This is a genomic window from Streptomyces solicamelliae, assembly GCF_045348655.1.
Lineage (GTDB): Bacteria > Actinomycetota > Actinomycetes > Streptomycetales > Streptomycetaceae > Streptomyces > Streptomyces solicamelliae.
In genome coordinates, this window is record NZ_CP160404.1 from 4,439,645 (window position 1) to 4,463,569 (window position 23,925).

At 73.1% G+C, this 23,925-nt stretch carries 20 protein-coding genes; 9 read left to right on the top strand and 11 right to left on the bottom strand.

The features are described 5' to 3' along the window. Positions 1 to 11: 11 nt before the first annotated feature. Both ABZO31_RS20805 and ABZO31_RS20810 read right to left on the bottom strand, forming a co-directional pair. On the bottom strand, positions 12 to 815 hold the full coding sequence (locus ABZO31_RS20805; protein WP_406862734.1) for a purine-nucleoside phosphorylase: 804 nt from the start codon (positions 813 to 815) through the stop codon (positions 12 to 14). Between the two features lie 179 nt (positions 816 to 994). After that, entirely contained in the window at positions 995 to 1,432 is a 438-nt protein-coding gene (locus ABZO31_RS20810; RefSeq protein WP_406862735.1) for a gamma-glutamylcyclotransferase, read from the bottom strand. A gap of 217 nt (positions 1,433 to 1,649) precedes the next feature. Here ABZO31_RS20810 and ABZO31_RS20815 point away from each other — a divergent pair, with 217 nt between their 5' ends. Further along, complete coding sequence (locus ABZO31_RS20815; RefSeq protein ID WP_406862736.1) at positions 1,650 to 3,149, top strand: NAD(P)H-quinone dehydrogenase; 1,500 nt, start codon at positions 1,650 to 1,652, stop codon at positions 3,147 to 3,149. Positions 3,150 to 3,383: 234 nt separating this feature from the next. Then, the gene (locus ABZO31_RS20820) at positions 3,384 to 4,310 is read left to right on the top strand and encodes a DeoR/GlpR family DNA-binding transcription regulator (RefSeq protein WP_406862737.1); all 927 of its coding nucleotides are present in this window, start codon (positions 3,384 to 3,386) and stop codon (positions 4,308 to 4,310) included. 61 nt (positions 4,311 to 4,371) lie between these two features. Here ABZO31_RS20820 and ABZO31_RS20825 read toward each other — a convergent pair whose 3' ends face one another. Next, complete coding sequence (locus ABZO31_RS20825) at positions 4,372 to 4,917, bottom strand: TetR/AcrR family transcriptional regulator (protein WP_406862738.1); 546 nt, start codon at positions 4,915 to 4,917, stop codon at positions 4,372 to 4,374. Positions 4,918 to 5,012: 95 nt separating this feature from the next. Further along, a complete protein-coding gene (locus ABZO31_RS20830) occupies positions 5,013 to 6,767 on the bottom strand; it encodes an acetyl/propionyl/methylcrotonyl-CoA carboxylase subunit alpha (protein WP_406862739.1) in 1,755 nt (584 codons plus the stop codon). A 443-nt stretch (positions 6,768 to 7,210) separates the two neighbouring features. Here ABZO31_RS20830 and ABZO31_RS20835 point away from each other — a divergent pair, with 443 nt between their 5' ends. Then, positions 7,211 to 7,684: a hypothetical protein gene (locus tag ABZO31_RS20835; RefSeq protein ID WP_406862740.1), complete on the top strand. Its 474-nt coding sequence runs from the start codon at positions 7,211 to 7,213 to the stop codon at positions 7,682 to 7,684. Here ABZO31_RS20835 and ABZO31_RS20840 read toward each other — a convergent pair. From ABZO31_RS20840 to ABZO31_RS20860, 5 genes are all read right to left on the bottom strand, one after another. Beyond that, positions 7,653 to 11,759, bottom strand: a complete 4,107-nt coding sequence (locus tag ABZO31_RS20840) for a caspase family protein (RefSeq protein ID WP_406862741.1) — start codon at positions 11,757 to 11,759, stop codon at positions 7,653 to 7,655. The genes ABZO31_RS20835 and ABZO31_RS20840 overlap by 32 nt on opposite strands. Continuing rightward, positions 11,756 to 12,619 (bottom strand): antibiotic ABC transporter ATP-binding protein, encoded by an 864-nt coding sequence (locus tag ABZO31_RS20845; protein WP_406862742.1) that lies wholly within the window; start codon positions 12,617 to 12,619, stop codon positions 11,756 to 11,758. Before ABZO31_RS20845 ends, ABZO31_RS20840 begins: the two co-directional genes overlap by 4 nt. Before the next feature lie 49 nt (positions 12,620 to 12,668). Further along, on the bottom strand, positions 12,669 to 13,274 hold the full coding sequence (locus ABZO31_RS20850) for a nucleoside triphosphate pyrophosphatase (protein WP_406862743.1): 606 nt from the start codon (positions 13,272 to 13,274) through the stop codon (positions 12,669 to 12,671). A gap of 80 nt (positions 13,275 to 13,354) precedes the next feature. After that, positions 13,355 to 13,483 carry a morphogenic membrane protein MmpB gene (gene mmpB / locus ABZO31_RS20855; RefSeq protein ID WP_406862744.1) on the bottom strand — a complete coding sequence of 43 codons (129 nt, stop codon included), beginning with the start codon at positions 13,481 to 13,483 and terminating at the stop codon, positions 13,355 to 13,357. Positions 13,484 to 13,553: 70 nt separating this feature from the next. After that, the gene (locus tag ABZO31_RS20860) at positions 13,554 to 14,201 is read right to left on the bottom strand and encodes a TetR/AcrR family transcriptional regulator (RefSeq protein WP_406862745.1); all 648 of its coding nucleotides are present in this window, start codon (positions 14,199 to 14,201) and stop codon (positions 13,554 to 13,556) included. Between the two features lie 69 nt (positions 14,202 to 14,270). On the opposite strand from ABZO31_RS20860, the gene ABZO31_RS20865 reads away from it, so the two are divergent. After that, positions 14,271 to 15,683 (top strand): MFS transporter, encoded by a 1,413-nt coding sequence (locus ABZO31_RS20865; RefSeq protein ID WP_406862746.1) that lies wholly within the window; start codon positions 14,271 to 14,273, stop codon positions 15,681 to 15,683. Positions 15,684 to 15,748: 65 nt separating this feature from the next. On the opposite strand, the gene ABZO31_RS20870 is transcribed toward ABZO31_RS20865, so the two are convergent. Both ABZO31_RS20870 and ABZO31_RS20875 read right to left on the bottom strand, forming a co-directional pair. Further along, positions 15,749 to 15,958, bottom strand: a complete 210-nt coding sequence (locus ABZO31_RS20870; RefSeq protein WP_406862747.1) for an acyl-CoA carboxylase epsilon subunit — start codon at positions 15,956 to 15,958, stop codon at positions 15,749 to 15,751. Positions 15,959 to 15,979: 21 nt separating this feature from the next. Then, positions 15,980 to 17,584, bottom strand: a complete 1,605-nt coding sequence (locus ABZO31_RS20875) for an acyl-CoA carboxylase subunit beta (protein WP_406862748.1) — start codon at positions 17,582 to 17,584, stop codon at positions 15,980 to 15,982. Positions 17,585 to 17,718: 134 nt separating this feature from the next. Between ABZO31_RS20875 and ABZO31_RS20880 the strand changes: the two genes are divergently transcribed. From ABZO31_RS20880 to hutH, 5 genes are all read left to right on the top strand, one after another. After that, positions 17,719 to 18,594, top strand: coding sequence for a biotin--[acetyl-CoA-carboxylase] ligase (locus tag ABZO31_RS20880; RefSeq protein WP_406862749.1), 876 nt, complete (start codon positions 17,719 to 17,721; stop codon positions 18,592 to 18,594). A gap of 432 nt (positions 18,595 to 19,026) precedes the next feature. Next, positions 19,027 to 20,154 (top strand): adenylate/guanylate cyclase domain-containing protein, encoded by a 1,128-nt coding sequence (locus ABZO31_RS20885; RefSeq protein ID WP_406862750.1) that lies wholly within the window; start codon positions 19,027 to 19,029, stop codon positions 20,152 to 20,154. A 40-nt stretch (positions 20,155 to 20,194) separates the two neighbouring features. Then, positions 20,195 to 20,989 (top strand): enoyl-CoA hydratase/isomerase family protein, encoded by a 795-nt coding sequence (locus tag ABZO31_RS20890; protein WP_406862751.1) that lies wholly within the window; start codon positions 20,195 to 20,197, stop codon positions 20,987 to 20,989. A gap of 113 nt (positions 20,990 to 21,102) precedes the next feature. Then, the gene (locus tag ABZO31_RS20895; RefSeq protein ID WP_406862752.1) at positions 21,103 to 22,221 is read left to right on the top strand and encodes a diguanylate cyclase domain-containing protein; all 1,119 of its coding nucleotides are present in this window, start codon (positions 21,103 to 21,105) and stop codon (positions 22,219 to 22,221) included. Positions 22,222 to 22,359: 138 nt separating this feature from the next. Continuing rightward, a complete protein-coding gene (gene hutH / locus ABZO31_RS20900; protein WP_406865423.1) occupies positions 22,360 to 23,901 on the top strand; it encodes a histidine ammonia-lyase in 1,542 nt (513 codons plus the stop codon). Positions 23,902 to 23,925 lie beyond the last annotated feature (24 nt).

Genomic DNA, 23,925 nt, shown 5'->3' on the forward strand with positions numbered 1-23,925 from the left:
CCCCCGTTCCGTCAGATGCGGTCCAGGACCCGCGTCAGCAGTTCGCCCATCCGGGCGGCCGAGTCGCGGCCGGCCTGGAGGACCTCCTCGTGGTTGAGGGGCTCGCCGGAGAGGCCCGCCGCGAGGTTGGTGACCAGGGAGATGCCGAGGACCTCCGCGCCGGCCTCGCGCGCCGCGATGGCCTCCAGGACCGTGGACATGCCGACCAGGTCGCCGCCCATCACGCGGACCATGTTGATCTCGGCCGGGGTCTCGTAGTGCGGGCCGGGGAACTGGACGTAGACACCCTCCTCCAGCGTCTCGTCCACCTCCTTGCACAGCTCCCGCAGCCGCGGCGAGTACAGGTCCGTGAGGTCCACGAAGTTCGCGCCGACGATCGGCGACGCCGCCGTCAGGTTGATGTGGTCGCTGATCAGGACCGGCTGCCCCGGGCGCATGCCCTCGCGCAGACCGCCGCAGCCGTTCGTGAGGACGATCGTCTTGCAGCCCGCCGCCACCGCCGTGCGCACGCCGTGCGCCACCGCCGCGACACCCCGGCCCTCGTAGAAGTGCGTGCGGCCGAGGAACACCAGGGTGCGCTTCTCGCCGATCTTGTACGAGCGGATCTTGCCGCCGTGACCCTCCACGGCCGGCGGCGGGAAGCCCGGCAGCTCGGTGACCGGGAACTCGGCCTCGGGCGCGCCGAGCGCGTCGACCGCCGGGGCCCAGCCGGAGCCCATCACCAGTGCGACGTCGTGGTTCTCGACTCCGGTCAGCTCACGAAGTCGCGCGGCTGCGGCCTCGGCGGCCTCGTACGGGGTGGCAGTAGCGTTCACTGAGTCTCTCGCCTCGGGGAGGGAAGTCCGAGGGGCGCCCCGGACGGATTCGTACCCGAAGAAGCGTAGCCGGAGTTTGCCTACGCGCGTAGATGACGATGCGGACACAGACGCGATCGTTGTCTTGTCGTTTCCCACGAACGGAATGTTCCGCTTCGGCCCTCGCGGGCCGGGTCCCCTCAGCAGGGCCGCTTGCGCAGCTCCATCACGTAGTCGTGCGGCGCCCCCGCCGACTCCGCCGCGTCCGCGACCTCGCCCAGGTAACGGGCCGACGGCAGCCCGCCCTCGTACGAGTTCAGCACGTACACCCAGGACGACTCCTCGCCGTCCAGTGTGTGGATCCGCACCCGCATCCGCCGGTAGATGTCGAGGCCGACGCCCTCCCAGCGGTCCATCGCCTCCTCGTCCATCGGGGCGAGGTCGTACAGCGCGACGAACACCTGCTGCCGCGGCGCCTCCACGATCGTGGCCAGCGCGCCCTCCCAGCCCATGTGCTCGCCGCCGAAGGTCAGCCGCCAGCCGTTCAGCCAGCCCGTGCTGCGCAGCGGGGAATGCGGGGCGCGGCGGGACATGAGCCGCGCGTCGAGGTTGCCGGCGTACGCGGCGTAGAGCGACATGGGGTCGAGGGTACGGGAGGGGCAGGGGTCCGGGCCGGACCTCGGGGCGGCCGCCCGTCCCTCCCCGCCGAGAGCCTCACCCCGCCCCCGCCGAGAGCCCGCCCCGCCGGTGCGGGACAATGGGGTACGCACCTGAGCCGTGCGGGACAATGGCGTACGCACTGCAGCCCAGCGGGGGCACTCCCCGGCAGAACGAGAGCGCGAGGCGTAGATCCCAGTGACCCGGATCGTGATCATCGGCGGCGGACCCGGCGGATACGAGGCGGCCCTGGTGGCCGCCCAGCTCGGCGCGGAGGTGACCGTCGTCGACTGCGACGGCCTCGGCGGAGCGTCCGTCCTGACCGACTGCGTCCCCTCGAAGACCCTGATCGCGACCGCCGAGGTGATGACCACCTTCGACTCCTCGTACGAGGAGCTCGGCATCATCGTCGCGGACGACACCCCGCACGTGGAGCAGGCGGCCCGCGTCGTCGGCGTGGACCTCGGCAAGGTCAACCGGCGTGTGAAGCGCCTGGCGCTCGCCCAGTCGCACGACATCACCGCCTCCGTCACCCGGGCCGGCGCCCGGGTGCTGCGCGGCCGCGGCCGGCTCTCCGGCCGGCAGGCCGTGGACGGCTCGCGCCAGGTGATCGTCACCGCCGCCGACGGCAGCGAGGAGGCCCTGACCGCCGACGCCGTGCTGATCGCCACCGGCGGGCACCCGCGCGAGCTGGCCGACGCCAAGCCGGACGGCGAGCGCATCCTCAACTGGACGCAGGTCTACGACCTGAAGGAGCTCCCCGAGGAGCTCATCGTGGTCGGTTCCGGCGTCACCGGCGCCGAGTTCGCCGGCGCGTACCAGGCGCTCGGCTCCCGCGTCACCCTCGTCTCCTCCCGTGACCGCGTGCTCCCGGGCGAGGACCCGGACGCCGCCGCGGTCCTCGAGGACGTCTTCCGCCGCCGCGGCATGAACGTCATGGCCCGCTCCCGCGCGACGGCCGTGAAGAGGATTCCCGGCATCACGCCAGAACAGGGACCCTCCTCGCCGAAGGCGGGCAAGGAGGGATGGGTCGGCGACCGGGTCGAGGTCACGCTCTCCGACGGACGGGTCATCTCCGGCACGCACTGCCTGATGGCCGTCGGCGCGATCCCGAACTCGGCCGGAATGGGCCTGGAGGAGGCCGGGGTCAAGCTCAAGGACTCCGGTCACATCTGGACCGACCGTGTCTCCCGCACCACCGCCCCCGGCGTGTACGCGGCGGGCGACGTCACCGGCGTCTTCGCCCTCGCGTCGGTCGCGGCCATGCAGGGCCGGATCGCGATGTACCACTTCCTCGGCGACGCGGTGGCCCCGCTGAACCTCAAGGCGGTCTCCTCGAACGTCTTCACCGACCCGGAGATCGCCACCGTCGGCTACACCCAGGCGGACGTCGACGCGGGCCAGATCGAGGCGCGGGTCGTCAAGCTCCCGCTGCTGAGGAACCCGCGCGCCAAGATGCAGGGCATCCGCGACGGTTTCGTCAAGATCTTCTGCCGTCCCGGCACCGGCATCGTGGTCGGCGGCTGTGTCGTCGCCCCGCGCGCCAGCGAGCTGATCCATCCGATCTCGATCGCGGTCGACAACAATCTGACGGTGGAACAGATCGCAAACGCTTTCACCGTGTACCCCTCCCTGTCGGGCTCGATCGCGGAAGTGGCCCGTCAGCTCCACACCCGAAAGCTCGCGGGCGAGGGCTGACCTGCGGAACCGATTCGGCGGTGACCCGGGTCAGCGCCGGATCGGCTGCGGATCCGCTTCGTGCCGGAGCGCAAACCCCGGCAAGTGCGTACAAGTGCGGGGCCTCCTATATCACTTGGGGGTCCCGCTTGTGCGCATCTTCTGTATTTCGGCGCATAGTGCTGAAAAGTATCGGCCGCGCAGGTTACTGTCAGTTTCGTGTTCGCTGCAGAACGTCGCCAATTGATCCTCGAAATGGTGCGAGCCAACGGGGCCGTGTCGCTCCGTGAGCTCGCCCGCGTCGTCCAGACCTCCGAAGTGACCGTACGGCGTGACGTGCGGGCGCTGGAGGCAGAAGGACTCCTCGACCGCCGCCACGGCGGTGCGGTACTCCCCGGCGGATTCACCCGCGAGTCCGGCTTCCCGCAGAAGTCCCACCTCGCCACCGCCGAGAAGACGGCCATCGCCGACCTCGCCGCCGGTCTCGTCGAAGAGGGCGAGGCCATCGTCGTCGGCGCCGGCACCACCACGCAAGAGCTGGCCCGCCGGCTCGCCCGGGTGCCGGGGCTCACCGTCGTCACCAACTCGCTGCTCGTCGCCCAGGCCCTCGCCCACGCCAACCGGGTCGAGGTCGTCATGACCGGCGGCACGCTCCGTGGCTCCAACTACGCGCTGGTGGGCAGCGGGGCCGAGCAGTCCCTCCAGGGGCTGCGGGTCTCCCGGGCCTTCCTGTCCGGCAGTGGTCTGACCGCCGAGCGCGGCCTGTCCACCTCCAACATGCTCTCCGCGAGCGTGGACCGGGCGCTGGTGCAGGCCGCCGCCGAGGTCGTGGTCCTCGCCGACCACACCAAGCTCGGCACCGACACCATGTTCCAGACGGTGCCCACGGACGTCATCACCCGCCTCGTCACCGACGAGCCCCCGCTGCACGACGACCGCGCCGCCACGGAGCTCCAGGCCCTCGCCGACCAGGGCGTGCAGATCACGGTCGCCGGCTCCTCCGGCAGTGACGCCGTACCGCCGGGCCGGCCGCCCCGCCGCGACGTGCCTCTGCCCGGCCAGCGCGCCGGCGCCGCCGCGGCCCGGCACCACGGCGGGCAACTCCGCAGCGCGGCCGCCGCGTTGGCCCAAGACCAGGTCCCGCAGGACCGCGCCCGGGTCGCCGACCTCCGTCGCCGTTGAGGGAACGTCACGCCAACGCACCGTAACGCTCACGGAGCGTCACCGGCGGGGCGGGTCGCCCTCAGGCCCGCACGCCGCGCAGCGTCAGCGCCAGCAGCCGGTCGGCCAACTCCACGTCCTGCGGGTCCTGTTCGGCCGCGAGCGCGATCGCGTTCGTCAGCTGCATCAGATCGCCGATCGACACGTCGCGCCGGACCGAGCCCGCCTCCTGCGCCCGTACGAGCAGCCGCTCGCCCGCCGCGTGCAGCGGCGCGCTGCACTGCGACAGCGCCGAACTCTCGTCGTGCGAGGCCGACATGAGCGCCCGCGCCAGCCCTCGGTAGGTGCCCGCGTGCGCGACGACGGCCCGCAGCCAGTCCACCAGCGCCCGGCACGGCTCGTCCGCCTCCGCCAGCTCGCCGGAGCGGCGCAGCAGCGCGGCCAGCGCGTCCTGGAACACCGCGTTGAGCAGCGCCGGCCGGTTCGGGAAGTGCCGGTAGAGCGTGCCGATGCCGACACCCGCCCGGCGCGCCACGTCCTCCAGGGAGGCGTCCGCGCCGCGCTCGGCGAAGGCCGCGCGGGCGGCGTCGAGCAGCCGGTCGTGATTGCGACGCGCGTCGGCGCGCATGCGGGTACTCCTCGGGGGTCGAGCCCGCCGGACGGGCGAAGGGCCCACAGGCGATGTGCCTGCGGGCCCTTCCAGCGTACGTACGGTCGTGCGGGTCAGTCCTTGATCTCGCAGATCGCCGCACCCGAGCTGACCGAGGCGCCGACCTCGGCGCTCAGGCCCTTGATCGTGCCGGAGCGGTGCGCGTTCAGCGGCTGCTCCATCTTCATGGCCTCCAGGACGACGATCAGGTCGCCCTCCTTGACCTCCTGGCCCTCCTCGACGGCCACCTTCACGATGGTGCCCTGCATCGGGGAGGCGAGGGTGTCGCCGGAAGCCGTCGGGCCGGACTTCTTCGCCGCGCGCCGCTTCGGCTTCGCGCCGGCGGCCAGGCCGGTACGGGCGAGGGTCATGCCCAGCGAGGACGGGAGGGAGACCTCCAGGCGCTTGCCGCCGACCTCGACCACGATGGTCTCGCGGCCGGCCTCGTCCTCGTCCGTGTCGGCACCGGCCGGGGCGAACGGCTTGATCTCGTTGACGAACTCGGTCTCGATCCACCGGGTGTGGACGCGGAACGGGTCGGCGGTGAACGCCGGGTCGACCACGACGGCCTGGTGGAACGGGATGGCCGTGGCCATGCCCTCGACCTTGAACTCGGCCAGCGCACGGGCGGCGCGCTGCAGCGCCTGCTCACGGCTCGCGCCGGTGATGATCAGCTTGGCCAGCAGGGAGTCCCAGGCCGGGCCGATGACCGAGCCGGACTCGACGCCCGCGTCCAGCCGGACGCCGGGGCCGGTCGGCGGGGTGAAGAGGGTGACGGTGCCGGGGGCCGGGAGGAAGTTGCGGCCCGGGTCCTCGCCGTTGATGCGGAACTCGAAGGAGTGGCCGCGGATCTCCGGGTCGCCGTAGCCGAGCTCCTCGCCGTCGGCGATGCGGAACATCTCGCGGACCAGGTCGATGCCGGTGACCTCCTCGGTCACCGGGTGCTCGACCTGCAGACGGGTGTTGACCTCGAGGAAGGAGATCGTTCCGTCCAGGCCCACCAGGAACTCGACGGTGCCGGCGCCGACGTAGCCGGCCTCCTTCAGGATGGCCTTGGACGCCGCGTACAGCTCGGCGTTCTGAGCCTCCGACAGGAACGGCGCCGGGGCCTCCTCGACGAGCTTCTGGTGGCGGCGCTGCAGCGAGCAGTCACGGGTCGACACGACGACGACGTTGCCGTGGGAGTCGGCCAGGCACTGGGTCTCGACGTGCCGCGGCTTGTCCAGGTAGCGCTCGACGAAGCACTCGCCGCGGCCGAAGGCGGCGACGGCCTCGCGGACGGCGGAGTCGTAGAGCTCCGGCACCTCTTCGAGGGTGCGGGCGACCTTCAGGCCACGGCCGCCGCCGCCGAAGGCGGCCTTGATCGCGATCGGCAGGCCGTGCTCCTCGGCGAAGGCGACGACCTCGTCGGCGCCGGAGACCGGGTCGGGCGTGCCGGCGACGAGCGGGGCGCCCGCGCGCTGCGCGATGTGCCGGGCGGCGACCTTGTCACCGAGGTCGCGGATGGCCTGGGGCGGCGGGCCGATCCAGATCAGGCCGGCGTCGAGGACGGCCTGGGCGAACTCGGCGTTCTCCGAGAGGAAGCCGTAACCCGGGTGGACGGCGTCCGCTCCGGAGTCCGCCGCGGCCTGCAGCACCTTGGCCATGTCCAGGTAACTGGTGGCCGGGGTGTCACCGCCCAGGGCGAACGCCTCGTCGGCCGCGCGGACGTGCAGAGCGTCCCGGTCCGGATCGGCGTAGACGGCTACGCTGGCGATCCCGGCGTCCCGGCAGGCGCGGGCGACGCGGACAGCGATTTCGCCTCGGTTGGCGATGAGCACCTTGCGCACGATGGCTCCCTCCTTGCTGTATTTCCCGGGGACCACCCCCGGACCCCCGGCCGGATCCACCCGAGCCGGAGCGCTCGACGGGGCACCGTGCCGATGACTTCCCGAAACATGTTGAGTTTAGGGACAGCCGACACGGCGCTTCGAGCCGTCCCCTATGGTGAGCTTTCCCACACGGAGCGTCACTCGAGGTTCGCTCGGGTCGTGAAATCCCTTGTCGCACCACGGTACGCACGGATCCTGCATGGCACAGTAGCTCCGGGGTGTGGCGCAGGTCTCTGTTCGGGCGACCAGTCGCCGATCAGGTTTCTTTGTGGAGTCCCTACGAATGGCCCAATGATTCTTTGCGGTTCCCCGAGGCGGCACGAACCCTTGTCCCGAGGTTTACCGCTCAGTAGCCTCCGTGCTGTTGCTCGTACTGCTGGTAACAGTCGGATTCTCGTGGAATGCAGGGGGTGGCCGGGGTGGCCCGGAGACCGATAGCGATCGTGGCCGCGCTCGTACTGGTGGTGGAGGCGGTCGGCATCGTCGTCCTCAACGCCGTGATGGCCCGTTTCGTCGAGGCACAGTCGATGTCGCTGGACGGCCTCGACCCGGACGCGATGGTGACGGGCACCTGGGCCCTGGGCATCGTCTCGGGCGTCCTGCTGGCGCTCTGCGCCACGGTGGCCCTCCTGGCCGCCGTCCGCGACCGCCGCCCTGGCAGGGCGGGCCGCGCCCTCCTGATCGGCTGCGCGGTCATCCACGGCCTGCTCGGCGCGGTCACGGTCGGCCTGGTCGGCTGGGGCGCGTTCGCCTTCATGATGGTGGTCCTCGGCCTGATCGTCCTGACCCTGGTCGCGTACGGCCCTTCGGCGCGCGAGGACACCCCCGACGCCCCGCCCGCCCCTACGACGGACGGCGAACCGACGCCCGCGTGAGGACGACGACCTCGCTCTCCATGGCGACGGCGAGGTCGGAGCCGTGGGCGGCGAGGGCTGTGACGTCCAGGGGCAGGGCGAAGGTGTCCACGAGCCGCCGCTCCTCCAGGTCCCAGGTCTGAAGCGTCCGGTCGTCGACGACGAGTACGGCGTGGGGGCGGCCGTGGAGGGTGGCGCACGCCACCGCACTGACCGGGCCGACGTCCTCGGTGAGCGCGGCGCGCGTACGGGTGGCGAGGTCCCACAGGTGCACGGTGCCGGTCCGGTCGGCCGTGACGAGACGGGGGCGTCCCTGGAGCTCTGTGGGCGCCATCGAGACGACCTCCGTGGCGCGCCGGATTTCCTCCGGGCGTGCCGAGTCGTCGGTGAGACTCCAGAGGCACAGGGGACCGGAGCCGCTGCTCGTCACTGCGTGGGGCGCCCCGTCGAGTTCGATGCACACGAGGTGGCGGACTTCGCCCTGGTGGTCCTTGAGTTCGAGGCGCTGTCGGCCGTCGCGCAGATCAAAGACGCGGACGGTCCGGTCGTGGCTGCCGACGACAGCATGGGGCTGCCCCTCGATCGTGGCGCAGGCGACCGCGCCCACCCAGCGGGCGTCCGTGACGAGGGTGCGCGGGGCGCGGGTCGTGAGGTCCCAGAGGTGTGCCGAGCCGTGCATGTCCCCGGTGACGACGTGCGGGCGTCCGTCGACGAGTGCGCAGGCGACGGCCTGTTCCCAGCGGTTCTCGTTGGGCAGGGACGGGCCGGGGCGGCCGGTGGCCAGATCCCAGACGCGGATCCGGTCCCTGTCGCCGGCGCTGACGACGTGGGGGCGGCCGTCCAGGGTCGTGCAGGCCAGTCCGTTGATCTCGCTGTCGTGTCCCGGCACGACCGGGTGGCGGGTGCTGTCCGGGAGATCCCAGACCTGGACGAGATCCCAGATCTGAACGGAGTGGAGATTGGCCGTGACGGCGCAGGAGCGGCCGTCGACGACGGCGCAGCCGATCGCGCGACCCTCGTCCAGGAGGCCAGTGAACTGCGCGCGCAGGGAGCCGTCCGTGAGGTCCCAGACGCAGACGGTCCGGTCGTCGCCGGTGGTGACGGCATGCGGTCGGCCGTCGAGTTCGGTGGTGTCGACCGCCTGTACCCAGTCCTTGTGGCCGCGCATCGCCGCGCGCTGCGCTCCGGTGGTGAGGTCCCAGAGGTGCACGAGGCCCTCCGTGTCCCCAGTGACGGCGTGCGGGCGTCCGTCGATCTCGGTGCACGCCACCGCGAGGGCGTCGGACGTGGCGGGGCCGAGGTCCCGGTACGTGTCGCTGGTGACGAGGTTCCACACGCAGGCGGGCCCGTCCGACAGGGCGGCCACGACGTGCGGCATTCCGTCGATCGTGGTGCAGGCCAGCGCTTCTCCCGACCTCGTACGATCGGCGAGTTCCGCCCGCATGACACCGGTGGAGAGGTCCCAGACCCGGACACCCAGGTGGCAGCCGGTGACCGCGTGCAGGCGCCCCTCGATCAGGGCGCAGGCCACGACGGCGGGTCCCTGCACGGCGTTCGCGATGTGCGAGAGTTCTGTTCCGGCGGCGAGGTCCCAGACGCGCAGGGCGCGGTCCTTGCCGACGCTGACGGCGTGCGGCACGCCCTCGACGGTGAGGCACGCCACTCCCGTCATTTCCTCGTCGTGCCCGGCCAGTTCGGCACGCCGGACCCCCTTGCTCAGATCCCAGAGCTCCATGCCTCCGCCGAGTTCGCCGCCGACGACGGCGTGCGGCCGGCCGTCGAGGACCGTGCAGGCGAGCCGGTCGACGGACGTGGTGCCCTCCAGCGCACTGTGCAGCGCCGGATGCACCAGCCCGCCCGTCGCCCACAGCAGCCGCCAGCCGCGTCCCCCGGCGAAGGCGGCGCTCAGTTCGCGGTCGCCGTAGCGGGCCGCGTCGACCGCGAGGATGTCGCGACGCTGCCCCGTCGGGCCCGGGAGATGCGCGCCCAGCGACGCCCGGTAGATCGCGCCCAGCCGTCGGGCCTCCGGGTCTGGGGCCGTGCGCAGGGCGGCGTTCAGGTGGGCGGGGCCCGCGTGGACCAGGTATTCGACGTCGCCGAGGAGTCCGCTCAGTGTGCCGCCCGCGGCCGCGTGCGTCGCCAGGTGCTCGCGGGCGTACGGATGGGCCGCCGCCCAGTCGCGGACGCCGTCGCGGGAGGGTACGAGGGCCAGCAGGGCCTCGGCGACGGCGCGGTGGTTGGCGGCGTCCTGGCCCGGGTCGCGCAGGTGGTCGGCCATCGTCTCGTGGAACAGCCGGTAAGCCGAGCCGCCCTGCGTGTCGGTCGTCTCGACCACGTACGAGCCGGCCCGTTCGTGCAGCCACCGCAGGTCGTCCTGGGGGCAGGTGTGCCCCGACAGGGCCTCCGCCAGCGGGGCCCACACCGTCGACCAGGGCAGCCCCGCGCCCTGCGCGTACGCCAGCGGGCGCAGCAGCCGGCGGACCTTGGCGCGGTCCTCGCCGAAGCGGTCGAGGTACGCCGCGAACGCCTCGCGCGCGTCGCTCGGCAGGTCCTTCTCCCAGCCGACGCGGCTGGTGTCGAGCGGGGTCTGGTCCTCGACCAGCGCGCGGGCCGTCATCCGCGCGACGAGGAAGGACCGTCGCGCGCGGGCGGCGATGCCCCGGGCCACCGTCTCTGCCTCCTCGGGGCGCTCCCGGTACGGGGAGAGACTCTGCGGGTCCTGGGCGTCGAGAAGCAGCTTGGCGGCGTAGGCCGCCACCTGCCCGTCGGTGACGTACTGCGGATCGTCCAGGTCGATGACCTCCACCGCCTTGCCGAGCGGCTGCAGTTGGGGCCGACGAGTGCCGATGACGAGCCGGACGGCGGGCATCGTGGACATCGGACGCAGCAGCGTACGGGCGATCCGGTCCGCCTCGACGGAGTCGCCGCCCGTACCGGCCTCGTCGAGGGCGTCGACGAGGACGGCGACCGGGTCGACGCGCGCGCCGAGGGCCTCCAGGATCCCCTCGTGCGCCGTGCCGGCCGGCAGCCGCAGCGCGGCGGCCAGGTCGGCGGCCAGCTCTTCGAGCGTGGCGCGGCGGGCGTGCAGGGGGACGATCGTGCGGTCCTCGGAGTGCAGAAGCAGCCGGCCGAGGAGGGCCGACTTGCCGGATCCGGGGTCGCCGGTGACGACGCGGGCCTTGCGGTCGTGGTGCTCGGCGTCCAGCCAGCCGGTCAGCGCGGCGAGTGCCGCCTCGCGGCCGGTGAAGTAGTCCCCGCGTTCGCCACGGTGCTCCAGGCCGCGGGCCCGGGCCTCGAAGTGCCCCCGTGTCCCACTCCGCAGCCGGGTCAGGGTCTCGACGTCGAGGTCGTCGGCGGGCAGGCCGGGGATGTGGGCGAGGTTGCGGAAGAACGGGGCGTGGCCGTCGCTGTCGACGGTGGAGTGGCTGACGTGCTGGGTCACCTTCCGGGCGGTGAAGCAGCGGTTGACCCGCTCGGTGATCTCCCGGACACCCAGGTACTCCTGGCGCCCGCCCGCCTGAGGCTGCGTCACGACCTCGGTGAGGGCGTCGACGAAGACGTTCTCCTTCGCCTGTTCCTTGCCGCGCGCCGAGGCGAGGACCCAGCGGCCGGCGGCCACGCGCTGGGTGCGGGCCAACTCGGCGGCGAGGGCGGAGATCTCGCCGGCCCCGGCGCCGGCGTAGCAGGTGTCGAGGACGACCAGCAGGTGGCCGAGTTCGCTGTGCATCAGGGGGCGGGCCAGGTCCTCCGCCGCGAGCGCGGCCGAGGTCCGGCCGCTGCGGGCCGTGGAGCCGAGGAGGTAGTGCCGGTCGGCGGGCGGTTTCACGCCGTGGCCGGCGAAGTAGACGACCACGACGTCCTCGGGGCCGGGGTCGGCGTCGTGCCGCCACTCCTCGACGGCCTCGGCGATCTCCGCGGCCGTCGGGTCCTCGGCCAGCTCGGCGAGGACGTGCTCGTACCCCATGGGCAGGAGTAACTCCCGTACGCGACGCACGTCGTGCGGCACGCCCGGCAGGTCCGCGATGCTCCCGTCCCGGTACGCCGAGACGCCGATCGTGATCAGGAAGCGGCGGCCCGCCTTCGTCTCCTCCGTCATCGCAGCCCCCGCGCGACCGCCGCTCCCGTCTTCGGGGCGCTCAGGTAGCGGGACAGGTCGTGCATGCGGGTGCCGTTGTCGATGCGGTCGTCGGCGACCGCGTCGCCGAAGCGCGGGGCCAGCCGGGCCGGCAGGGCCACGACGTCGCCGTGGTCGGCGAGGTTGGTCCAGCGGGCCACCGAGCCCGCCCAGGCGGCACGGCCGTCCACCGGCGGCGGCGCGAGGCGGTCGAAGACGACACGGCGCAGGCCCAGCGGGGAGCCGATCGTCACCAGGTCGGTGACCGGCAGGTCGGGGCGGGCGCACAGGGTCTCGTACGCGACGACCGAGCCCAGCGAGTGGGCGACGACGACCCGGGTGTCCGGGCCGATCCGGGCGGCGACCCGCTCCTGCGCGGCGGCGCGCAGGTCCGGCTCGGTGAGGTAGCGGCGGACCTGCTTGAGCGCGAGGACCAGCAGCCGGTCCGAGACCTTGCCGAAGTAGCGCGTCCCGGCGAGGGCGTCCAGGGCGGACCGGACCCGCTCGGACAGCAGTGCCCGGGACGCCGCGTACCCCGCCGGGCCGCGCGTACCGGCCTCCTCGCCCCGCTCCGGGTCCGCCGCCGCCCACCAGGCGTCCAGGAGTTCGGCCTCCAGGCCCTCCTCGACGTCGAACTCGTCCCACGGGGGCACGTCGCCGGACCGGCTGCCCGGCTCCGTGTACAGGTCGCCGTAGAAGGCGCAGTCGACGTCCTCCGGCGGCGGGGGCTCGTGGCCTGCCAGGAGCACCCCGTCCCGCAGCGCGGGCACGGCCGCGCTCCGCAGTTGCTCAGGGCCCAGGAACTCCTGCCCGATGCCGTGCACCACGACGACGCGCGCCACGCGTCCACCCCCCGGAAGTCCGATCAGGAATCCCCATTGTGCGGTGCTGTCACGTCCACAGGTCGGTGATCCCGACGCCCAGCTTGGCGAGCAGGGTGCGGAGCAGGGGAAGGGAGAGGCCGATGACGTTGCCGGGGTCGCCGTCGATGCCCTCGATGAAGGGGGCCGAACGGCCGTCGAGGGTGAACGCGCCCGCCACGTGCAGGGGTTCGCCGGAGGCGACGTACGCGGCGATCTCGGCGTCGGTGGGCTCGCCGAAGCGGACCAGGGTGGAGGCGGTGGCCGACTCGTAGCGCTTGGCGGTCGTGTCGTACACGCAGTGGCCGGTCTGCAGGATGCCGACGCGGCCGCGCATGTCCTTCCAGCGCGCCGTGGCCTCCTCGGCGTCGCGCGGCTTGCCCAGGGCCTGCTTGTCGAGCTCCAGGACCGAGTCGCAGCCGATCACCAGCGCCCCGGTGACCTCCGGGCGGGCGGCGACGTGCGCGGCCTTCGCCTCGGCCAGGGCGAGGGCGAGCTCGGCGGGCGTCGGTGCGGTGACCTTGTCCTCGTCGATGCCGCTGACGACGACTTCGGGGGAGAGCCCGGCCTGCTTGAGCAGCCCGAGGCGGGCGGGGGAGGCGGAGGCGAGCACGAGCCGGCGGCGATCTGCAGTCATGGCAGAAGCCTAGTCACCGCACCTCGCACTGCCACGTGTCAGCGCACTCCCGCCACGCGTCGGCGCACTCCCGCCACGCCTCAGCGCATCCCCGCCGCGAACATCGCCACCAGCATCGCCAGGGCCAGCAGCACCCCCGCGCGGCGCAGCATCGCCTGCATGTCGCGCATTTCCTTCGGGGGTTCGTTCTTCGGGTCGGACCAGAGCATGCCTTCGATTCTGCGGGCGGGGAGGGCGGTGCGCCTGAGTACACGTACTCAGGCGCACCGTGCGGAAGGACTAGTTCCGTGCCTGCCCGGCCGCGAAGGCGTCCGCCCGGGCGGCGGCGAGGGCGGCGTCCACCGCGCGGTCCGCGACGTCCGGGCCCAGCGGCTCGCGGCTGATCATGAAGCGGTAGTACAGCGGCGCGGAGACCGCGCGCAGGACCTCCAGGGCGTCGGTGTCCGGGCCCAGCTCGCCGCGCTCGACCGCGCGGGCGACCACCGGGGCCCACTCCGTCAGGCGGGCCCGGTAGAAGCCGTACAGCGCGTCCGCGCACTCCTCGTCGCAGGCGGCCGCGGCGATCACCGCGCGGAACACGGCCGCCATGCGGGGGTCGACGAGGGTCTTCAGGACCAGCGCGGCGTTGGCCCGCAGATCGCCCTCCAGGGTGCCGGTGTCGGCGGACGGCAGTGACTGCTCCGCCATGTTCCGCAGCAGGTCGGTGACGAGTCCGACCGGCGATCCCCAGCGGCGGTAGACGGTCGTCTTGCCGACCCCGGCCGCGGCCGCGACCTGGTCCATGTTGAGCGCGTGGAAGCCGGTGGCCGCCAGCGCGTCCTCGGTCGCCTCCAGGACGGCGGCGCGCACCTTCGCGGTACGGCCGCCGGGGCGCACGGTGCCGGGCACGGCCGGCTGGCTCTCACTCAAACGGGTCTCCTGTTCCATTAACGCGCTCGACTCTGCTACCGTCGCGGACATCTTAACGGAACTGGCATCCCATTAAGGGGCTCGCTCATGGTTGCTCTCGACGTCCCCACCTCATCCGCCACCGCCACCGCGCCCGCACCTGCCCCCACCCGCCTGGACGGGCGCATGCGGCTCGTCCTGGTCGTCCTCCTCCTCGCCCAGTTCATGCTGGCCGTCGACTTCTCGATCCTGAACGTCGCGCTGCCCGTCATCGGTGAGGGACTCGGCTTCTCCCTGGCGAACCTCCAGTGGATCGCCACCGCGTTCGCCCTCGCCGCCGCCGGCTTCACGCTCCTGTTCGGCCGCGTCGCCGACATCCTCGGCCGCCGCCGCGTCTTCCTCGGCGGCATGGCCCTGCTCGGCCTCTCCTCCCTCGTCGGCGGCCTCGCCACGGGCCCGGAGATGCTGATGGCCGCCCGGGTCGCCCAGGGCCTCGCCACCGCCGCCGTCACCCCCGCCGGGCTCTCGCTGCTCACCTCCGCCTTCCCCGAGGGCCCCCTGCGGGACAAGGCCCTGGGCCTCAACGGGGCCCTGATGTCCGCCGGGTTCACCGGCGGCGCGATCCTCGGCGGCGTCCTCACCGACCTGCTCTCCTGGCGGTGGGCGTTCTTCGTCAACGTCCCCGTAGCGCTCGCCGTCCTGCTCGTCGCCCCCGCCGTCCTCAAGGAGAGCCGCCCGGCCGTGCGCCCCCGGCTCGACGTCCCCGGCGCCGTCGCCGTGACCGGCGGCCTGCTCGCCCTCGTCTACGGCCTCACCGTCGCCGGTGAGCACGGCTGGACCGCCCCGGCCGCGCTGATCTCCCTCGCCGCCGGCGCCGCGCTCCTGGTCACCTTCCGGTTCGTCGAGAAGCGGGCCGCCTCGCCCCTCGTCCCGGTACGGATCCTCACCCGCCGCACCGTCGTCTGGGGCAACCTCGCCGGGCTCGTCGCCTTCGTCACCGAGACCTCGCTGGTCTTCCTGATGACGCTGCACCTTCAGGACGTCCTCGGCTTCTCCCCGCTGGCCGCCGGGCTCTCCTTCGGCGTCCTCGGCGCCGGAACCGTCCTCGGCGGCGTGTACGCGCCCCGGTTCATCGGCCGCTTCTCGGCCCGTGCCGCCCTGGTCGCCGGCGGACTGCTCCAGGCGGTCGCCACCGTCTCCCTGGTCGCCCTCGGCGACGACCGGAGCGGGCTCTGGCTGCTCCTGGCCGCCACCTTCGTCGGCGGCGTCGGCAACATGCTCGCCATCGTCGGCTTCATGGTCACCGCCACCTCCGGCCTGCCCGACTCCGAGCAGGGCATGGCGACCGGCCTCGCCACCATGACCCAGCAGATCGGCATCACCATGGGCACGCCGATCATGAGCGCGGTGGTCGTCACCTCCGCGACCCTGCACGCCGGGATCGGCCTCGCGGTCCTCGTCAACGCCGGGATCGTGCTCGTCGGGGCGATCCTGTCCGGGTTCTTCCTGCGCCGGACGTGACCACGTACGGCGAACGCCGGGCCCCTCGCGCGAAGACGCGAGGGGCCCGGCGTTCGGCAGTCACATCACGCGGGCCAGTAGGACCGCGCCCACGACCGCGGGCCCGGTGCGCGGCGTGCGCTGCGGGCGATGCGGGACGGGTCCGACCAGCCCTCGGGCACGAGCGGGCCGCCCTCGTCGGCGGCGGACGCCGACGCCGCGGCCCGGGCCTGGACCACCGCCAGTGCGGCGGCCAGCTCCTCGGGGGTCGGGTTGCCTCGTACGACCTTGATCATTGCGGCTCTCCCTCCGAGTGCCTAGAGCGGGATGTTGCCGTGCTTCTTCGGGGGCAGGGATTCCCGCTTCGTACGCAGCTGACGCAGGCCCTTGACGATCTGCGGGCGGGTGTCCGAGGGCAGGATCACCCCGTCGATGTAACCGCGCTCGGCGGCCACGTACGGGTTGAGCAGCGTGTCCTCGTACTCCTGGATCAGACGGGTGCGGACCGCCTCGACGTCCTCGCCGTTCGCCTCGGCCTCCGCCAGCGTGCGGCGGTGCAGGATGTTGACCGCGCCCTGCGCGCCCATGACGGCGATCTGCGCGGTCGGCCAGGCCAGGTTCAGGTCCGCGCCGAGATGCTTGGAGCCCATGACGTCGTACGCGCCGCCGAACGCCTTGCGGGTGATGACGGTGATCAGCGGGACGGTGGCCTCGGCGTACGCGTAGATCAGCTTCGCGCCGCGGCGGATGATGCCGCCGTACTCCTGGTCCACGCCCGGCAGGAAGCCCGGCACGTCGACGAAGGTGATGACCGGGACGTTGAACGCGTCGCAGGTGCGGACGAAGCGCGCCGCCTTCTCGCTCGCGTTGATGTCGAGGCAACCGGCGAACTGCATCGGCTGGTTGGCGACGATGCCGACCGGGAAGCCCTCGACGCGGCCGAAGCCGGTCAGGATGTTCGGCGCGAACAGCGCCTGGGTCTCCAGGAATTCGCCGTCGTCGACGACGTGCTCGATGACCGCGTGCATGTCGTACGGCTGGTTCGCCGAGTCCGGGATCAGCGTGTCGAGCTCGCGGTCCTCGTCGTTCGCCTCGGTCTCGGCGACCTCGGGGAAGGCGGGCGGCTCGGAGAGGTTGTTCGAAGGCAGGTACGAGAGCAGGGACTTGACGTACTCGATCGCGTCCTTCTCGTCGCCGGACATGTGGTGCGCGACACCGGAGGTGGTGTTGTGCGTGCGCGCGCCGCCGAGCTCCTCGAAGCCGACGTCCTCGCCCGTCACCGTCTTGATGACGTCGGGGCCGGTGATGAACATGTGGCTGGTCTGGTCGACCATCACCGTGAAGTCGGTGATCGCGGGGGAGTACACCGCGCCACCGGCGCAGGGGCCGACGATCAGCGAGATCTGCGGGATGACGCCGGACGCGTGCGTGTTGCGGCGGAAGATCTCGCCGTACATGCCGAGGGCGCTGACGCCCTCCTGGATGCGGGCGCCGCCGGAGTCGTTGATGCCGACGACCGGGCAGCCGGTCTTCAGGGCGAAGTCCATCACCTTGATGATCTTCTGGCCGAAGACCTCGCCGAGGGCGCCGCCGAAGACGGTGAAGTCCTGCGAGAACACCGCGACCGGACGGCCGTCGACGGTGCCGTAACCGGTCACCACGCCGTCGCCGTACGGCTTGTTCTTCTCCAGGCCGAAGTTGGTGGACCGGTGCCGGGCCAGCTCGTCCAGCTCGACGAAGGATCCCTCGTCCAGGAGCAGGTCGATCCGCTCACGCGCGGTCAACTTCCCCTTCGCGTGCTGCTTCTCGACCGCCCGCTCGGACCCGGCATGCGTGGCCTCGTGAATACGGCGCTGCAGATCCGCGATCTTTCCTGCGGTCGTGTGAATGTCGATCTCGTTGGGCGCTGCCGGCTCGGACATCGGGATGCGGCTCCCTGCCTGGTCACGGGGGGTTCGTTGACTGCGAATGGGCTACTGATGGCCTACTGACCCGTAGCGTATCGGCGGCGATACGGTTCGGCAGTGCGGCGTTTGCCACACCTAGGGTGGCTTGCATGACGCCTCCCATTGGTTCAGGTGACGCGGCCGCCGGTGCGGCCGCCGGTCGTTGGTCGGATCTCGAGCGGCCGCCGCTCGACGAGGCCGCGCTGCGGCGGGCCCTGGTGCTCGACGGCGGGCTGTGGAGCTCGCTCGATGTGGTCGACTCCACAGGGTCGACCAACTCCGATCTCGCCTCGCGGGCCGACGAGCTGCCCGAGGGCGCGGTGCTCGTCGCCGAGGAGCAGACCTCGGGCCGGGGCCGCCTCGACCGCTCGTGGGTCGCGCCCGCGCGCTCCGGGCTCTTCGTGTCGGTACTGCTGCGGCCGACGGTGCCGGTGGAGCGCTGGGGCTGGCTGCCGCTGCTGACCGGCGTGGCGGCGGCGAAGGGGCTGTCGAAGGCGGCCGGCGCGGACCTGGCCCTCAAGTGGCCCAACGACCTGCTGGTCAAGGTCGGCGGCGAGGAGCGCAAGACCGGCGGGATCCTCGCCGAACGGGCCGGCCGGGACGCGGTCGTCGTCGGGCTCGGCATCAACGTGACGCTGCGCGAGAACGAGCTGCCGGTGCCGGCGGCCGGCTCGCTGCTCCTGGCGAACGCCGTCTCCACCGACCGGGACACCCTGCTGCGGTCCGTGCTGCGCTCGCTGGAGCAGTGGTACGGGGACTGGCGGGCCGCGGACGGCGACCCGGAGGCGTCCGGGCTGCGCGCCGCGTACGAGGCGGACTGCGCGACGCTCGGCCACCGGGTGCGCGCGGAGCTGCCCGGCGAGCGGATGCTGGAGGGCGACGCGGTCCGCCTGGACGCGGACGGCCGGCTCGTCGTGGAGACGGAGGGCGGCGGCACGGAGGCGGTCGGCGCGGGCGACATCGTCCACGTACGGGCGCAGGGGTAGGGAGCGGGCAGGGGCGCCGGGCGGCCGTACGGGCGCGGGCGCCCGCCGGGCCGTGTCGGTGCGCCGCACGGGCCGTGCGGGAGCGCGTGCCGGGAGGCTGGGCCCGTCGTGCCGGCGCGGGCGCCTGGCCGCCGTACGGGCGAGGGCGCCGGGCCGTACGGACGACGGCGACGAGCCGTGTCGGGGCGTGCATCGGGCCGTGCGCCGCGGTGCGCGGAGCGCGCGCCGGGAGCGTGCGGCGCAGGCGCGGGGCGCCGGGTCGCGGTCGCGGGCGCACGCGCCGTCGCGGCGCCGGGGCCTGTGTGTACCCACCTGCGAGGGTTTCCACGACGGGATGCGGCGTGAGCCAGCACACACCTGTCGTATCGTGGAGCGCGATCCAGGCGACAGATCGGCAGGGCAAGTGGGCAGGGAACGGGCAGGAGGCGGCCGGTGACCGTCGACGACGCGAACTCGGGTGACGGGGCCGCGCACACCCCCCACCATGTCGTCGACCACACGGTCGAGCCGACCGACGACCCCCTGGCGATCCGTCTCGAGCAGCTCATCCTGGGCGCGGACCGGCGCTACACGCCCTTCCAGGCGGCCCGCACGGCCGGCGTCTCCATGGAGCTCGCCTCGCGCTTCTGGCGGGCCATGGGCTTCGCCGACATCGGCCAGGCCAAGGCGCTCACCGAGGCGGACGTGCTCGCGCTGCGGCGGCTCGCCGGTCTCGTCGAGGCGGGGCTGCTGAGCGAGCCGATGGCGGTGCAGGTCGCCCGGTCCACCGGGCAGACCACCGCCCGGCTGGCCGAATGGCAGATCGACTCCTTCCTGGAGGGCCTGACCGAGCCGCCCGAGCCGGGGATGACCCGTACCGAGGTGACGTACCCGCTGGTCGAGCTGCTCCTGCCCGAGCTGGAGGAGTTCCTGGTGTACGTGTGGCGGCGGCAGCTCGCCGCCGCGACCGGCCGCGTGGTGCAGGCCGCGGACGACGAGGAGATGGTCGACCGTCGGCTCGCCGTCGGCTTCGCCGACCTCGTGGGCTTCACCCGGCTGACCCGCCGCCTGGAGGAGGAGGAGCTCGGCGAGCTCGTCGAGTCCTTCGAGACCACCTGCGCCGACCTGGTCGCCGCGCACGGCGGGCGCCTGATCAAGACCCTCGGCGACGAGGTGCTGTACTGCGCCGACGACGCCGGCACCGCCGCGGAGATCGCGCTGCGGCTGATCGAGACGCTGTCCGGCGACGAGACGATGCCCGCGCTGCGGGTCGGGATCGCGTTCGGCACGGTGACGACCCGGATGGGCGACGTGTTCGGCACGACCGTCAATCTGGCGAGCCGGCTGACCTCGATAGCGCCGAAGGACACCGTGCTCGTGGACGGCGCGTTCGCCGAGGAGCTGACCCGCACCGGCGAGGCGCCGGTGTCGGAGACGCAGGCGGCGGAGGAGGCGGCCCGCGCGGAGAAGGAGGGCGAGAAGCCGCCGGCGTACCGCTTCGGTCTGCAGCCGATGTGGCAGCGACCGGTTCGCGGTCTCGGTGTCGTCGAGCCCTGGCAGCTCGGGCGCCGCCCGACCTAGGATCCCCGGTGAACAGTCGTTAACCGGGAGGTCTGTCGTCATGTCCGAGCAGCGTTTTGGGGAGTTCGTCGCCGTACGACGCCACGAGCGGGGCTTCGTCGCCGAGCTCGTCCTCGACCGGCCCAAGGCGATGAACGCGGTCTCCAGCGAGATGGCCCGGTCCATCGGGGCGGCCTGCGAGGCGCTCGCGGCGGACGCGGCGGTGCGGGTGACGGTGCTCAGCTCGTCGAACGAGAAGGCGTTCTGCGTGGGCGCGGACCTGAAGGAGCGGAACTCCTTCACGGACGCCGACCTGGTGCGCCAGCGCCCGACCGCCCGCGCCGCGTACACCGGCGTCCTGGAGCTGCCGATGCCGACGATCGCCGCGGTGCACGGCTTCGCGCTGGGCGGCGGCTTCGAGCTGGCGCTCTCCTGCGACGTGATCGTGGCGGACGCGACCGCCGTGGTCGGTCTGCCGGAGGTCTCGGTGGGCGTCATCCCGGGCGGCGGCGGTACGCAGCTGCTGCCGCGCCGGGTGGGCGCGGCGCGTGCGGCGGAGCTGGTCTTCACGGCGCGCCGGGTGGAGGCCGCCGAGGCGCGCGAGCTGGGCCTGGTGGACCTGCTGGAGGACGACGCCCGGACCGCGGCGCTGGACCTGGCGACCCGGATCGCGGCGAACTCCCCGGTGGGCCTGCGGGCCGCGAAGCGGGCGATGCGGCTGGGGCACGGCCTGGACCTGCGGGCCGGTCTGGACGTCGAGGACGCCGCGTGGCGGTCGGTGGCGTTCTCCGGGGACCGCGCGGAGGGCGTGGCGGCGTTCAACGAGAAGCGGAAGCCGGAGTGGCCGGGGGTGTGACGCCACCGGCCGGCGGGCGCGCGTGCCTGCGTGTGGGTGACGTGCGTGACGCTTGGTGATCTCATGTCACGGCTCGCGAGGGAAAACGGGCGAAACCTCCCTAAGCTGGAGGAATGGGAGAGGATGTGCGGCTGCGGGCCGTAGTGGCCCTGGCGCAGGCGATGGCGGCGGCACACACCCCGCGGGAGTCCTGGCGGGCGGCGGCGCTCGGCGCCATGGCCGGGCTCGGCGGCGGGTTCGCCGCGGTGTCGGTGTGGGAGCGGGACCATGGCCGGCTGAAGGTGCTGGTCAACGCGGGGGAGCGGGCGCGGGGCGAGGAGGAGTTCCCGGACTCCGAGTCGTATCCGGTGCACGAGTTCCCCGAGATCACGGAGTTCCTGCACGAGCGCTGGGCGGGCGGCGGCGGGCCCGACGCGTGGGTGGAGACCGCCGCCGACGAGCCGGCGACCGGCCGGGTCCTCGGGCTGCGGCGGCGCGGCCGGGGCTGCTGCGTGGTGGCGCCGATCGTGCTGCACGGGCGGGCCTGGGGCGAGCTGTACGTGGCGCGGCCGGCCGGGGCGCCGGTCTTCGACCGGGACGACGCGGGCTTCGCGACGGTCCTCGCGGCCGTGGTCGCGGCGGGGATCGTCCAGGCGGAGCGCCTGGAGGAGGTCCGTACGCTGGCCTTCACCGACCCGCTGACCGGCCTGGCCAACCGCCGCGCGGTGGACGCCCGGCTCGACGAGGCGATCGAGCGCTACCGCGCGGACGGCACGGTGGTCAGCCTCGTGGTGTGTGACCTCAACGGCCTGAAACGGGTCAACGACACCCATGGCCATGCCGTCGGTGATCGACTGCTGGAACGTTTCGGCTCCGTACTGTCACGCTGTGGGGCGAGGTTGCGGGGCGCGCTGGCGGCGCGGCTCGGCGGCGACGAGTTCTGCCTGCTCTCCGTCGGCCCTTCGGCGGACGAGGTCGTCCGGGTCGCGGACGAACTGTGCGTCCGGGCCGAGGAGCTGGAACTCGGGGAGGGCGTGGCCTGCGGCGTCGCGTCCACCGGTGACCCGATCGGCCCGCTCCGCTCGGCCCGCCGCCTGTTCCGCCTCGCGGACGCCGCCCAGTACCAGGCCAAGGCCGCCCGCTCGGCCAAGCCCGTCGTCGCCGGCCGCGACGGCGCCGTCGTCCGCCTCGCCGACGCGCCACCTCCCCACCCCCGAGACCGCCGCCGCTTCCGCGACGCCCCGCCGCTGTGACGCCGACGGCCCCCTTCGTTCACCCGACCCTCCCTGACATTCACCGCCCTGACCTGCGACGACACCCCTTGTAAGGGGCGATGCGCAAGAGGGGTGGTGACATGTTGGGATTCAGTCCGTAGGCTGCTGAATATGGATATGCAAACAGTCGTGCTGGGGACGTCCGGCACCACCGCGCAGGACGTCATCGCCGTAGCCCGTCACGGCGCCCGTGTCGAGCTCTCGCCGGAGGCCCTGCAGGCGCTCGCCGACGCGCGGGCCGTCGTCGACGCGCTCGCCGCCAAGCCCGAGCCGGTCTACGGCGTCTCGACGGGCTTCGGTGCGCTCGCCACCCGGCACATCAGCCAGGAGCTCCGCGCCCAGCTGCAGCGCAACATCGTCCGCTCGCACGCCGCCGGCATGGGCCCGCGCGTCGAGCGCGAGGTGGTGCGCGCGCTGATGTTCCTGCGGCTCAAGACCGTCGCCTCCGGCCGTACCGGCGTCCGCCCCGAGGTCGCGCAGACCATGGCCGACCTGCTCAACGCCGGCATCACCCCGGTCGTCCACGAGTACGGCTCCCTCGGCTGCTCCGGCGACCTCGCGCCGCTCTCCCACTGCGCCCTCGCGCTCATGGGCGAGGGCGACGCGGAGGGCCCCGACGGCGTCGTGAAGCCCGCGGGCGAGCTGCTCGCCGCGCACGGCATCGCGCCCGTCGAGCTCCGCGAGAAGGAGGGCCTCGCCCTCCTCAACGGCACCGACGGCATGCTCGGCATGCTCTGCATGGCCCTCGCCGACCTCGACACCCTCTACAAGACCGCCGACATCACCGCGGCGCTCTCCCTGGAGGCCCTGCTCGGCACCGACAAGGTCCTGCGCCCCGAGCTGCACGCCATCCGCCCCCACCCGGGCCAGGGCGCCTCCGCCGCCAACATGCTCGCCGTGCTCGACGGCTCCGAGCTCACCGGCCACTTCCAGGCCGACGAGGCCCCGCGCGTCCAGGACGCGTACTCCATCCGCTGCGCCCCGCAGGTCGCCGGCGCCGGCCGCGACACCATGACACACGCCCGTCTCGTCGCCGACCGCGAGCTCGCCTCCGCCGTCGACAACCCGGTCGTGCTCCCCGACGGCCGCGTCGAGTCCAACGGCAACTTCCACGGCGCCCCGGTCGCGTACGTCCTCGACTTCCTCGCGATCGCCGCCGCCGACCTCGGCTCCATCGCCGAGCGCCGCACCGACCGGCTGCTCGACAAGAACCGCAGCCACGGCCTGCCGCCGTTCCTCGCCGACGACGCCGGCGTCGACTCGGGCCTGATGATCGCCCAGTACACCCAGGCCGCCCTGGTCAGCGAGATGAAGCGGCTCGCCGTCCCGGCCTCCGCCGACTCCATCCCGTCCTCCGCCATGCAGGAGGACCACGTCTCCATGGGCTGGTCCGCCGCCCGCAAGCTGCGCACCGCGATCGGCAACCTCAACCGGATCCTCGCCGTCGAGCTGTACGCCGCCACCCGCGGCATCGAGCTCCGCCACGGCCTGACCCCGGCGCCCGCCTCGCAGGCGGCCATCGAGGCGCTGCGCCAGGCCGGCGTCCAGGGCCCCGGCCCGGACCGCTTCCTCGCCCCGGACCTGGAGGCCGCCGACGTCTTCGTCCGCAGCGGCAAGCTCGTCACCGCCGTCGAGACGGTCACCGGCCCGCTGGCGTAACGACGCCGGACCGAACGGCGGGCA